Origin of the sequence: Leptospira bandrabouensis (assembly GCF_004770905.1) — a bacterium.
Lineage (GTDB): Bacteria > Spirochaetota > Leptospiria > Leptospirales > Leptospiraceae > Leptospira_A > Leptospira_A bandrabouensis.
Map to the genome: position 1 here is coordinate 1 of NZ_RQHT01000008.1, position 12568 is coordinate 12568.

Annotated in this window: 15 protein-coding genes and 1 pseudogene; all 16 read left to right on the top strand. The window is 33.6% G+C overall.

Annotation, left to right across the window (positions count from 1 at the left end; all coding sequences use genetic code 11):
- Nucleotides 1–143 precede the first annotated feature (143 nt).
- Complete coding sequence (locus tag EHR07_RS02020) at nt 144–527, top strand: type II toxin-antitoxin system RelE/ParE family toxin (protein ID WP_135743542.1); 384 nt, start codon at nt 144–146, stop codon at nt 525–527.
- Nucleotides 524–805, top strand: coding sequence for a helix-turn-helix transcriptional regulator (locus EHR07_RS02025; RefSeq protein WP_015675632.1), 282 nt, complete (start codon nt 524–526; stop codon nt 803–805). The genes EHR07_RS02020 and EHR07_RS02025 overlap by 4 nt, the downstream gene beginning before the upstream one ends.
- Before the next feature lie 199 nt (nt 806–1004).
- A complete protein-coding gene (locus EHR07_RS02030; protein WP_135743543.1) occupies nt 1005–1811 on the top strand; it encodes a hypothetical protein in 807 nt (268 codons plus the stop codon).
- Between the two features lie 198 nt (nt 1812–2009).
- Complete coding sequence (locus EHR07_RS02035; RefSeq protein WP_135743544.1) at nt 2010–2834, top strand: hypothetical protein; 825 nt, start codon at nt 2010–2012, stop codon at nt 2832–2834.
- A 215-nt stretch (nt 2835–3049) separates the two neighbouring features.
- Nucleotides 3050–3535 (top strand): DUF2716 domain-containing protein, encoded by a 486-nt coding sequence (locus tag EHR07_RS02040; RefSeq protein ID WP_135743545.1) that lies wholly within the window; start codon nt 3050–3052, stop codon nt 3533–3535.
- A 491-nt stretch (nt 3536–4026) separates the two neighbouring features.
- Entirely contained in the window at nt 4027–4683 is a 657-nt protein-coding gene (locus EHR07_RS02045; protein ID WP_135743546.1) for a hypothetical protein, read from the top strand.
- Nucleotides 4684–4975: 292 nt separating this feature from the next.
- Nucleotides 4976–5257 (top strand): annotated as a pseudogene (locus EHR07_RS02050) (type II toxin-antitoxin system RelE/ParE family toxin).
- Between the two features lie 18 nt (nt 5258–5275).
- The gene (locus EHR07_RS02055; protein WP_135743547.1) at nt 5276–5617 is read left to right on the top strand and encodes a HigA family addiction module antitoxin; all 342 of its coding nucleotides are present in this window, start codon (nt 5276–5278) and stop codon (nt 5615–5617) included.
- A 283-nt stretch (nt 5618–5900) separates the two neighbouring features.
- Nucleotides 5901–6254, top strand: a complete 354-nt coding sequence (locus EHR07_RS02060) for a type II toxin-antitoxin system RelE/ParE family toxin (RefSeq protein ID WP_135743548.1) — start codon at nt 5901–5903, stop codon at nt 6252–6254.
- Nucleotides 6251–6586, top strand: a complete 336-nt coding sequence (locus EHR07_RS02065; RefSeq protein WP_135743549.1) for a helix-turn-helix domain-containing protein — start codon at nt 6251–6253, stop codon at nt 6584–6586. Before EHR07_RS02060 ends, EHR07_RS02065 begins: the two co-directional genes overlap by 4 nt.
- Before the next feature lie 224 nt (nt 6587–6810).
- Nucleotides 6811–7959 carry an IS91 family transposase gene (locus tag EHR07_RS02070; RefSeq protein ID WP_135743550.1) on the top strand — a complete coding sequence of 383 codons (1149 nt, stop codon included), beginning with the start codon at nt 6811–6813 and terminating at the stop codon, nt 7957–7959.
- Nucleotides 7960–8215: 256 nt separating this feature from the next.
- Nucleotides 8216–9136, top strand: a complete 921-nt coding sequence (locus tag EHR07_RS02075; protein ID WP_135743551.1) for a hypothetical protein — start codon at nt 8216–8218, stop codon at nt 9134–9136.
- Between the two features lie 203 nt (nt 9137–9339).
- Nucleotides 9340–10458 (top strand): AlbA family DNA-binding domain-containing protein, encoded by a 1119-nt coding sequence (locus EHR07_RS02080; protein WP_135743552.1) that lies wholly within the window; start codon nt 9340–9342, stop codon nt 10456–10458.
- Between the two features lie 219 nt (nt 10459–10677).
- A complete protein-coding gene (locus tag EHR07_RS02085) occupies nt 10678–11319 on the top strand; it encodes a hypothetical protein (RefSeq protein WP_135638054.1) in 642 nt (213 codons plus the stop codon).
- Between the two features lie 315 nt (nt 11320–11634).
- A complete protein-coding gene (locus EHR07_RS02090; RefSeq protein WP_135743553.1) occupies nt 11635–11895 on the top strand; it encodes a type II toxin-antitoxin system HicA family toxin in 261 nt (86 codons plus the stop codon).
- Nucleotides 11892–12245 carry a type II toxin-antitoxin system HicB family antitoxin gene (locus EHR07_RS02095; protein ID WP_100721525.1) on the top strand — a complete coding sequence of 118 codons (354 nt, stop codon included), beginning with the start codon at nt 11892–11894 and terminating at the stop codon, nt 12243–12245. The genes EHR07_RS02090 and EHR07_RS02095 overlap by 4 nt, the downstream gene beginning before the upstream one ends.
- The last annotated feature ends 323 nt before the right edge of the window (nt 12246–12568 follow it).

A 12568-nucleotide genomic window follows, 5' to 3' on the forward strand; every position in this document is an offset into this window, starting at 1 on the left:
GTGTCGTTCCAGTCCCTAACGTCCCGTTGGGACTCAGGGTCAGCCTACGTCGTTAAGTCTAGTTCGTTATACGACATCTGAAAAATAAATACAAAACTTTAAATAAGGATTGACATTACATCATTTTCGATGTAATGTCAAGTGTGCAAAAGAAATGGAAAATTCTCTATTTTTCGGAAAAAAAGGATATACCTTCCGAAATTGAGATTTTCATAAATTCTAAGGATGAAAGAAACCAGGCAAAAATATTCGCTTGGTTAGATAAACTTGCTGAGTTAGGCCCAAATCTCCCTAGACCATACGCAGATCTTTTAATTGATGGAATTCATGAATTAAGAATTAAACTTTCTGGATCGCAGATTAGAATTTTATATTTCTTTTGTTATAAAGACTATATTATACTTACAAATCAATTTGTTAAAAATACAGAAAAAGTTCCTAAAGCTGAAATTAGCAAAGCTATTAAAAGAAGAGAAACTTTCTTACAAAAATATACTGAAAAAAACTTAAAGGAGTTAAATTTATGAGATCGTTAAAGAATCATTTAGATACTAAATTAAAAAGTAGATCTTTTAAGGAAAAATTTGAGGAAGAGAAAGAACTTGTTAATATCTCTATTGAGTTACAATCTTTGAGAGAAAAAAAGGGATTATCACAATCTGATTTAGCGAAAAAAGCACATGTTACTCAACAGCAACTATCAAAAATTGAAAATGGCGTTAATTGCAACTTATCTACATTTTTGAAAGTATGCCATGCATTAGATATGGAAATATCAATTAAAAACAGAAAACTTTCGGCTTAGTTTCAGACGACGTATAACAGCGGCTAACCGCTGCGCTTCGGGACTTCGCCCTCGCTTGGTCTGCGACACATAGGCTTTCTGTCACTCGCTTGCATACGCAAGCTCCGTGCCAGTCCCTAACGTCCCGCTGGGACTCAGGGTCAGCCTACGTCGGTTAGTCTAGTTCGTTATACGCCATGCTTTAAAAATTAGGAGAAATATGGAAAATCAAATATGTCAAATTTGCAAGACAAGAGTTGACCCTAGTGAACGCTATCCAAACTATGTATGCGAGAATTGTAGTAGCGAATCCGTTTCAAAAGATGGACGACCCTTAATTTTTTCAAATACTGCTTTTACAGGAGGCTTCAAAGCAAATTTTAAAGATTCTCTTATTGAGTATAAGGAAGAAAGTGGCCATATTTGTTTTATAAAAAACATAAAATGCTGGGCCGAGGAAGCTCATCTTGGCGGAATCGTCATTGAAACATATTATCCTATAATCTCTAATAATTTCTTTCATATAAAAAACAACCTAAAGCGAATTAAAATTAAATTAGAAGCTGCCCAAACAAAAATTCACAATTATATTATTGAAGATCCTTTGCGTTTTTTTTATAAACTTAAGTACGAAAAATTAGGCTATGATCCTCTTGGATCAGGATTTAGAGAAGAAAATCTTATAGAGCAAATAAATCAAACGTTCACAAGCATCGTGACATTCTTAGCATTGAGGTATCTTATGGAAAAATTTGGAGAGGATATTTATGAAGTTAACTGCCAAACCGAGAGCGGATTTGATATAGTTAATAAAGAGAAAGGAATCATAGCCGAAGTATTTTCAACCGTTGATATTCATAACAATAATAAATTAAAAAAAGATATCGAAAAAATTTCTAATTTAAAATCTGAAAATAAATATATATTCTATTATGCACATAAAGATTCTAATACTAGAGAAACAAAAGATAATGAAATTAATATTATTAAATTTTCAAAGGAAGACTTAGAAGCAGCTTTTGATTAAAAAAATAAAGCACGGCGTATAACAGCGACTAACCGCTTCGCTTCGGGACGAGCCCTCGCTTGGGCTGCGCCACATAGGCTTCTGGCACTCCCCTTGCCTTCGCAAGTGTCGTTCCAGTCCCTAACGTCCCGTTTCCGGGACTCAGGGCCAGCCTACGTCGGTTAGTCTAGTTCGTTATGCGAAAGCCAATAAAATTATATGACAAAAAAATACTGGTCACAAAGAAAAGGAATTAATGCGAAATTCGATTTAAATGGTCTAAAAAGATCCTTTAAAAGTGTATTTCAAAAATATTATCAACAAGATTATTACCAAGAGTTTTTCGGATACTATTGTGTTGATCAAGGGGATGTCCCTGGGAAAGCAGGAAATGATATTAGTGAATATATATTCAGAAAGACAAGAAGAGAAGTTGAATGGCCTTTAATCGACAATCTAGACAAACTTGATGAAGATTTTCTCTTTGACATGATTGAATTTATGCATGATTGCATTTCAAAACCAGTCGATGGGTACTATCATTCCTATTCAGGCTGCGGATACCATTATAATTCATTCAATGCAATTTCAGGCCAGGAAGAATTTAGACAAGATATTAATCCAATGCTAAATGATTACTCAGATGGCTATGAATTAAACAATTTTGGTGAAATTGTTCTTTTACTAACGCCAGGCTTAAAGGAATTAACAGAAGCCTCTATTCCTGCAAAAGAAAATGAATCTAAATCCATAAAGATAAAAATGGAAAGAGCAATAAAAAAGTATAGGGATCGACATTCAAACTTTGATGATAGAAAAGATGCATTAAGAGAATTGGCAGATGTTTTAGAGTTTTTAAGACCGACCGTAAAGACAGAATTATTAACTAAAGATGAAAATGATTTATTCCATATAGCAAATAATTTTGCAGTAAGACATAACAATGCAAAACAAAGAGATGACTACGGCCCAGCGTGGCTGAGTTGGATATTTTATCTATATTTAGCTACAATACATTTATGCTTAAGATTACGTGATAAGTAATTGGCCTTCGCATAACAGCGACTAACCGCTTCGCTTCGGGACTTGCGCCCTCGCTCGGTCTGCGACACATAGGCTTCTGGCACTCCTCTTGCTTACGCAAGCGTCGTTCCAGTCCCTAACGTCCCGTCCGGGACTCAGGGCCAGCCTACGTCGGTTAGTCTAGTTCGTTATGCGCAATTTTTTAAACCCATGAAATTAAAAATCGAAATAATAGAATGAAAGACTGGAAAAAATTAGATTCAAAAGAATCAAATTCAGTTTGGGATAAATTTGAAGAAAAATATCAGTTCAAACCGAGTGTATCTGAGTTTCCTGGAATAATAAAAATAAATCCACAATTAAAACTTGATATTTCAGAATGTTATCACGAGACGTTCAATAATACTGAATTTGAAAATATTGCTTCAGATTTATTTAAGAATATTACAAAACCAAATGAAAGAATGTATGCTTTAGATTGGCAACATGAATCATACGACTTTGATCCAAGAAATATAATGGATAGAAATGACAAATCTGACGAATGGTTGATTCCTATATTCCCTAATGGTGATTATTATATTTTTATTACAAAAGATTTCAATAATTTATGGTTTGGTCATCCATGGGAGCAAACAATTACTTTAGTCGGAAATGATTTAATTAAATTTTCTAATAAAATAATTTCTAAATTTTCAGAAATTGGAATTAGATTGTTGTAATACAATAAATAACAAGAAACAAAAAAAATACAATAATTAGAATTTTCCGCAGAATTAAATAGTTTTTTTAAAAAAAATAATATTCTTATGTTTTATATATCAAAGTAGAATCATCGCAAATACTTCAGCATAAATAGTCGACTTCATTGACTGATGGATTAAAAAAAGTAATTATAATAAATGAAAAATTAACAAAAGTATGAATTTATTTTGGAAATTTTATATTTAGTATAAAGAAATAATTTGAGAATATATATTCTTGAAATAAATTTAAGTATCTTTTATTTAGAATACAAAAAACTGCGCATAACAGCGACTAACCGCTTCACTTCGGGACTTACGCCCTCGTTCGGTCTGCGACACATAGGCTTTTGTCACTTCTCTTGCTTACGCAAGCGTCGTGCCAATCCCTAACGTCCCGTTCGGGACTCAGGGCCAGCCTACGTCGGTTAGTCTAGTTCGTTAGCCGAAATTTCTGAAAATATAACTAAATGAAAAAAATAAATGCTTTAATTATTACTTTAGCTTCTGCATTTTATTTAAATGCCTGTTTAGTCACAATTTCTAGAAATGTTTACCTAAATAATAAAGAAAAGGCTATTGGCTATGAAGCATGCAACTACTATGCAAAAGGACAGTCTTACCCAAGAAGTTCAAATTCGCTATTATATACACTTCTTGCAGATTTTATAATTGCAACAGGTCTATCTTTCCTAAATATATATTACGGATTAATTTATTTAACAGCAGGTTACCCCGTTCTTGGATCTGAAACTTTTCCACCATATGTCTTTGAAACTTGGTGCGGAAATCCTTTAAGTCCAGATAAAGCTTCATACAACTACTATTACATTGTGGACAGTACAAAAATTTACGATAATCATCAGTTTCAAAACGAAGGATGTAAGCTAACTGAATCTAGAAAAAATCGCATAATGAAAAAGGTTGTTATTAGCAATCATTATAAGGCTTGCAACGAAACTAATTGCAAAGGAAATGCAGTCGATTCATATTTTGATTCAATGATCAAACTTCTTTTAAATGAAGGAAAGTTAGAGATTTTGTCCGAAGATAATGAGTATTGTCTATACTCTTTCAATTTAAAAGGCGGTTTTGAAAAAATCAAACTGTTGATGCAAGAAAATTGATATCTGGAAACCAGAAACTTCGGCTAACAGCGGGGAAACGCTGCGCTGCGGCACTTACGGCCTTGCTTGGGCTGCGCCACATTCCCTTTCTGTCACTCGCTCGCATACGCAAGCTACGTGCCAGTCCCTAACGTCCCGTCGGGACTCAGGGTCAGGGAACGTCGTCTCCCCTAGTTCGTTATGCGCAATAATTCAAATGTATGCCTTAGGACTTGGGTAAAGGAAAAAAAATATTAAACGGATCTCAAAAAAATGATTGCATTACTTACCAAAATGATAAGTAATATAAAAAGTGATCAAATCATTTGCTGACAAGGAAACTCAGTCCCTTTGGAAAGGTAAATTCTCTAAGAAATTTCCTCCTGAATTGCAAAGGAAAGCATAAATGAAATTAGGAATGTTGAATAACATAAAAGATATTAAGGAATTAAAAATTCCTCCTTCAAATAAACTTCATAGTTTGGATGGAGACAGAAAAGGCCAATTTGCTATTTCAATCAATGATCAATGGAGAATTTGTTTTAGTTTTGATAATGGTGATGTCTTCGATGTTGAAATTGTAGATTATCATTAATTAATTTGGAGGTCCTATATGAAAAAAGAAACTTTTATCAATGTTCATCCTGGGGAAATTCTATCTGAAGAATTTCTTATTCCGTTAGAAATTTCGGCTTATCGCCTTGCAAAAGAAACAGGAATTCCTGAATCAAACATTTCAGATATTATTAACGGTAAAAGAAGTATTACTGCTGCTATTTCAATAAAATTGGGCAAATTTTTTGAACTGAATCCTTTGTTCTGGATCGGGCTTCAAAATGATTATGATATTAGATTAGAAACCCATAAGCTTAAATCAAAAATTAACGATATTAAGTCATTTAAAGAAATTAGAAAGAAAAACGAAAAAAGTAAGAAAATTAAGTCTGTAGCTTAATTCTTTACATGAATTACTGCGCATAACAGCGGCTACTCACTTCGCTTCGGCACTACGGCCTCGCTTGGGCTGCGCCACATTTCCCTTCTGGCATTCGTTTGCATCCGCAAACTCCATGCCAGTCCCTAACGTCCCGGCGGGACTCAGGGTCGGGAAACGTCGAGTAGCCTAGTTCGTTATGCGAAAGTTTGGGGAAAGATTCCGCCACTTCCTGTGGCGGATTAGAAGATAAGATGACATTTTCTTTCTTGACATACCCTATTCAGTAGGGTATGCTTAATTATTGAAAAGGTTATTTATTCATCTTCCTGATTTTGACAAATTTTGGAAAAGAGCTAAATTAGATGATCAAGAGCTATTAGAATTCCAGAATCACCTTTTGGAAAATCCTAAATCTGGCGTTGTAATTAAAGAAACAAACGGCATCAGAAAAATTCGATGGAATAAGAAGGGATTTGGAAAAAGTTCAGGAATCAGAGTCTTCTATCTCGATGTAGAAGAATTTGAAATTCTATTCTTAATAACTTTAATCGAAAAAAATGAAAGTGAAAATCTCACAAAAGCAGAACTTAAAATTTTAGGTCAAATGACTTTAGTCTTAAAAGAATCACTTAGAAAAAATAGGAAAAAGTTATGAAAAATGATTCAAATAGTAAATTGTTTAAAAGCCTGAAAAAAGGTTTAAATGAAGCTATAGATTATTCCGACGGAAACTCAACTAGCCCATTAAAACAAACTTTAATTTCTGTTCCTAAACTTCCAAATTATAAAGGAAAAGACATTAAGAGTATTAGAACTAAATTGCATCTCACACAGTCCGTTTTCGCAAATACATTAGGCGTTTCTGAAAAAACTGTCGAAGCTTGGGAATCTGGCAGAAATACTCCTCAAGGACCGGCTCAAAGGATGCTCTTTGTTTTAAAAAACAATTCTAACCCATTGGATATTCTGGGAATAAAAGTTGGTTAGAAACAGCGACGTCCGTGTCGCTCCCCAAACCTTCGCATAACAGCAACTAACCGCTGCGCTTCGGGACTTGCGCCCTCGCTTGGTCTGCGACACATAGGCTTCTGGCACTCCCCTTGCCTACGCAAGTGTCGTGGCCAGTCCCTAACGTCCCGTTACCGGGACTCAGGGCCAGCCTACGTCGGTTAGTCTAATTCGTTATATGCAATGCCCTAGAACAATATACTATGAACGAATTCCAACAAGTTCTATATAACCAAATAGAAAAGATACAAGCTTCCAACTTACCCAGTCATGTTAAGAAGGTTGTTTCTGCTGTGTCTCTTTGTAGAACTAATGCTATGAAGGGAAGAGTCTACTCTTGTCCAACTGGACACTTCTCTGTCTTTATGAGAGAATCCTGTAACAATAGATCATGTCCTACTTGTCAATCAGAGAACAAAAGAATTTGGAACATTAATACAAAACAAAAAGTTACTAACTCTACGCATTATCATTTGGTCTTTAAGTTACCTTCTTTTCTATATCCTTACATTTTAACTCATTACAAAGACTTTATAGAAATACTCTTTGAAGCTTCTTCAAAAACAATTCATACTTTAATTAAGTATTCATTCGATCTTACTCCTACTCCGGCTTTTATTTCTGTTTTACATACGCACGGTGATCAATACCAACTTCACCCTCATATTCATGTTATTCTTAATTCGATTACTCTATCAAAGAAACAGGACAAACTTCTATTTCTTGATGAGGCTTTATTCAAACTAGATAATTTTAATTCTGTATATAATCATATACTCAAAAAAGAATTAATCAATCTTTACAAGAAGAATCCTGAACTCGGAATTCAGTTCAAAGAAAACATTAATAATTTCCATAATGAGAATATCTTCATTTCTAATAAATATGACTCCCCATTTCCAATCATTGACTACCTTTCAAAAACTATAAAAGGAAATGCTCTCGATCTTAATCAGGTTGAATTTTTAATAAATGGTTCCACACAAATTCATAAAAAAGATAAAACTTTCTCTTTTTCTAACGATGAATTCGTAAATCGTTACATCAAACACATCATTCCTCAAAACATTAAATCTATTCGGTATTCTGGATTCTACAGCTCCGCTTCTAAAGAAAAATATCTTATCGTTAACAGCCTATATAACCTTAATCTCCAATTAGAAGCTATTAACAACAATCCTGACCTGCAATTTGATGACGTGTCTCACAAAATACATAAATCTTGTCCTATCTGTAATCAAACTATGATTCTTCGAGAAGAAGTTGACGAATTCAAAGTACCTGACATTGTCTACATCAAATTTGGGAAGGATCCTCCTACTGAAGATCTTTTTACAAAACTTGTTGCTTAGCTTGACTCAAATTTGGACTATTAAATTCCTTAGAGAAAAAAAATAGGTAACAAATCAAAATCAAGCCAAGGGCACTGCATATAACAGCACCTTAACGCTTCGCTTCGGCACTTCGGCCTCGCTTGGTCTGCGACACATAGGCTTCTGGCACTCCCCTTGCATACGCAAGTGTCGTTCCAGTCCCTAACGTCCCGTTCCGGGACTCAGGGTCAGCCTACGTCGTTAAGGCTAGTTCGTTATACGCCATAAACTGAAAATGACCATTAATATAAATAAATTACAAAGTTTTTTCTCTGCGATAGAAAATGATTCAATAGAAACTCGTGTTTACGATGGTGCAGAAAAAAATCTAATTATTATTTTTAAGTATCCAAATGCTTTTAGACCAAATACTATCTTTGAAGATCAAAACTTAGAAACCATTATTAGATTTAGGATTTCAGAAAAAGAGAATTCAATCGCATCTTCTCTAAAAAAAATAACAATTGAAATAAACTTTTGGAAACGATTATTAGGGGAAAATCTTGGAAAATATTCAGATACTTTCCAAAAGAGAGAAAATGAAAAATACCCTCTCAATATGAATATAACCGATTTTTACTATGATAGTTTTTCAAATCAGATTTTCTTAGACGACAGTCCGAAAAATGCTCAAAATTTAATTCAATATCTTTTAAATTACCACTTTCGAAATACAAAACTTATTTCTGGGTTAACAATTCGTTACAAATTTTATAAAAAGAAAAAATTAACAGAACTATATAGAACTTTACTTGATATGTCACTCTTTCTAGAATACATTTTTTTTGGGAGCAAAACGACCATAATACAAGAGAGAAATAAACGGAATTTTGATATACTTGATCAGCGAAAATCGGAAGCGAAGAAAGAAAAAGAAGAAGGTAGAGAAATTGAAATTTTAGGCATTTCAGGAATGAAAATAAAGCTGTGGGACTTGAGCTCTTACTCCTTTTTGCAAATCTTAATATTTCTTATTTCAAATCATTTCAATTTTTCTATTTTTAAAGAGATTTATAACTCAACCTTACTTTCCCTCTTCTATGTTATCTTGACGTTTAATCTTTATAGTTTGTTAATTCGGAGGTTAATTAATAGGCTAAGTAATTTCTTATGGAAAAATTATACTAAAAATGCTTTCAAAATTATCGAGTTTTAGTTTACGGCGTATAACAGCGACTTAACGCTTCGCTTCGGCACTAGGCCTCGCTCGGCCTGCGGCACATAGGCTTTCTGTCACTCGTTTGCATTCGCAAACTACGTGCCAGTCCCTAACGTCCCGTTCCGGGACTCAGGGTCAGCCTACGTCGTTAAGGCTAGTTCGTTATGCGCAAGCCATTAAAAATAAGCTAAAAATTCAATATGGACGATAACACTTTTCAACAATTTCTATATCTTTCTGAAGGCGAATCCCTAGATTTTAAGAGAGATCAATATAAAATTTCGAAATCATCTGAAGATGAAAAATCTGAATTTGTGAAAGATATAGTCGCAATGGCAAATTCATGGAGAAAAACCGATGCTTTTATAATTCTAGGAATAAAAGAAAACAATATAAAACCAAATACACTATTTGGAATTACTGATCATATTGATGATGCAACTTTTCAACAAATATTAAACTCAAAAACAAATAGACCATGTAAATTTAGTTATGAAACTTACACCTATCAAGATCTTACTTTTGGAATATTTAGAATACCTGTTCAAGATAGACCAATTTACCTTAAAAAAAATTTTGGGATACTAAAGCCCGAAGTTGTCTATGTCAAAAGAGGCTCATCTACTGCTGAGGCAAGTATAGACGAAATCAGTAAAATGGGCCTCTCACTTCAGGAAGAGAACAAAAATCCAATATTAAATTTAGCATTTTTTGACCCGGAATCAGAAAATAATCTTGGCACACAAATTAAATGCAAAACTCAACCGTATTTGATATTAGATGAAATTCCAAGTTATTTCGAAAAAGAAGAAATGTTTTTAGCATTCAGTGTTAATAGAAAGTATTATTGGGAGCTATATTCTTATTCTAATTTTAATTTTAAGTTTTCAAAAATTCATTTCATATTAGAAAATTCCGGCAACAGCGAAGCTAAGAATATCAAAATAGAAATTGATATATTGGACAAAGATATTGATATAATTCAAAATGGAGACGAACCTATTGAACCAGAAAAGTATAATTCAAGTACTTATCGCAAAATACCAACTATCTCCTCAAAGGATGAAATTGAATTAAAAATTAGCAAAAACAAAATCACAATATCTTCTACTATTGCAAATATTCACGCAAAAGATTCAATTCAATTGGAAGGGAATGTTTATATTAACCCACGTATAAGTCGTGTAATAAATCTAAATTGCAAAATTTATTGTGACAAAATTGAAAAACCTTTCGAACAAAAAATGGAAATTCAATTTAATCAGAGTATGCGAAATATATGTTGGGAAGATTATAAAAAAGAAATTATTGATAATTAAACTAGATCATTACATAATGGCCAGCGCATAACAGCGGGGAAACGCTGCGCTTCGGCTCTTACGGCCTCGCTTGGGCTGCGCCACATTCCCTTTCTGTCACTCGTTTGCATCCGCAAACTCCGTGCCAGTTCCTAACGTCCCGTCCGGGACTCAGGGTCAGGGAACGTCGTCTCCCCTAGTTCGTTATGCGAAAATGCTCAAATCTATCAAGGAAACACTATGAATTTAGAAATTGATGAAAATAGCTTTTTCAACTCCATAGACAAGGAAAGCTTAGTCAACTTAGGTGAAGTATTAATCGACCTCAATCTTTCTGAAGGTATTATAAAAGATATTCCTATTCTTTCCACTTTTCTATCAGCTAGAAAATCGGTTCTCGATATAAGAGATAAACTTTATCTAAAGAAAATTCTGAAATTTCTCCATAATTTATCAATCGTTGAAACAAAAGATAGAGAATCATTTATTAAAAAGATAAATTCCGATTCAAAAATCAAAGAATTAATCTCTTCAAATATTTTATTATTATTGGATAAAATCCATGAAATAGATAAATCAAACTTAATTTCAGTAGCTTTAATTGAATTTATTGAAGAAAAAATAAAAATAGAAGAATTTGAATTAATTTTGAACGTAATAGAAAAATCTCCATTGGTAGATTTGTTAAGGCTTCCAAAATTAAATAACTTTGATATTGCCTTTAATGACAGTATTTTTGATAGATTATTCACTGCAGGTTTATATCGTTTCACACACGCTTCTGGTACATTAGGAGGTGGAGGAACTGGTTATAGCCCAAATGAATATACTCATATAATGATCAGAATTATCGAAAGAGCGAAAATAAATGATTTAGAGTAAAATTCGCATCTTCGCATAACAGCGACTAACCGCTTCACTTCGGGACTTACGCCCTCGCTCGGTCTACGACACATAGGCTTTTGTCACTCCTCTTGCTTACGCAAGCGTCGTGCCAATCCCTAACGTCCCGTTCCGGGACTCAGGGCCAGCCTACGTCGGTTAGTCTAGTTCGTTATACGACATGAGCAAAATTCTTACTTTCTTACAAAAAATTAAACAAAACTGAGAATTATAAAATTAAAAATATTTAAAAAGTAATCAACAGCAACTATTTTTTAGTTGCAAATTAATCTACTATTTGTAATTTAAGAGTAAGTGTCCAAAAAAGATAAAATATTAGCCAGAATATTATCTAAACCTAAAGATTTCACATATGATGAACTTAGAAAACTTTTAAATGGTTTTGATTATAATGAAGACAATTCAGGAAAATCTTCAGGCTCAAGGGTAGCATGGATACACGAAAAAGGAAAACATGTAATTCGGCTCCACAAACCGCATCCTGGAAATATATTAAAATCATACCAAATTCATCAAATTATAGATGAACTAAAATCTGAAGGATATATAGAATGAAAGATCTAATGGAATATAAAGGTTATCTTGGTTCAGTGCATTTTGACTCGGAAGATGAAATTTTCTATGGAAAAATCGAAGGAATTGAAGATCTAGTTTCATTTGAGGGAAAATCTGTAAATGAAATCAAAAAGGCGTTCATCGAATCGGTTAATGACTATCTAGAATTATGTATAAAAGCAAAAAAAGATCCAGAAAAATCATTTAAAGGTTCTTTTAATGTAAGAATACCAACTGAACTTCACAGAAGAGCATATCGAAAATCGTTAATTGAAGGAATTTCTTTAAATCAATTTGTTCAAAAAGCAATAGAAAAAGAAATTAAGGAAGAAAGAGCTCACGTCGCATAACAGCGACGAAACGCTGCGCTTCGGGACTTACGCCCTCGCTTGGTCTACGACACATTCCCTTTCTGTCACTCGCTCGCATACGCAAGCTACGTGCCAGTCCCTAACGTCCCGTCGGGACTCAGGGTCAGGGAACGTCGTCTCCCCTAGTTCGTTAATTGCAATGTCCAAGAAAAAAGAATTTAAGATATTTTTCTTTCAAATTTTCGCTGAATCTTTTTATTCAAGGCGTGTGAAAAGAGAAAAGAGAAAAACGAAGAAATAAGAAAAGAAAAAATTGAAGAATTTTATTAAAGCTTAGTTTCTTTTAGCGTCTTTCTCATTAT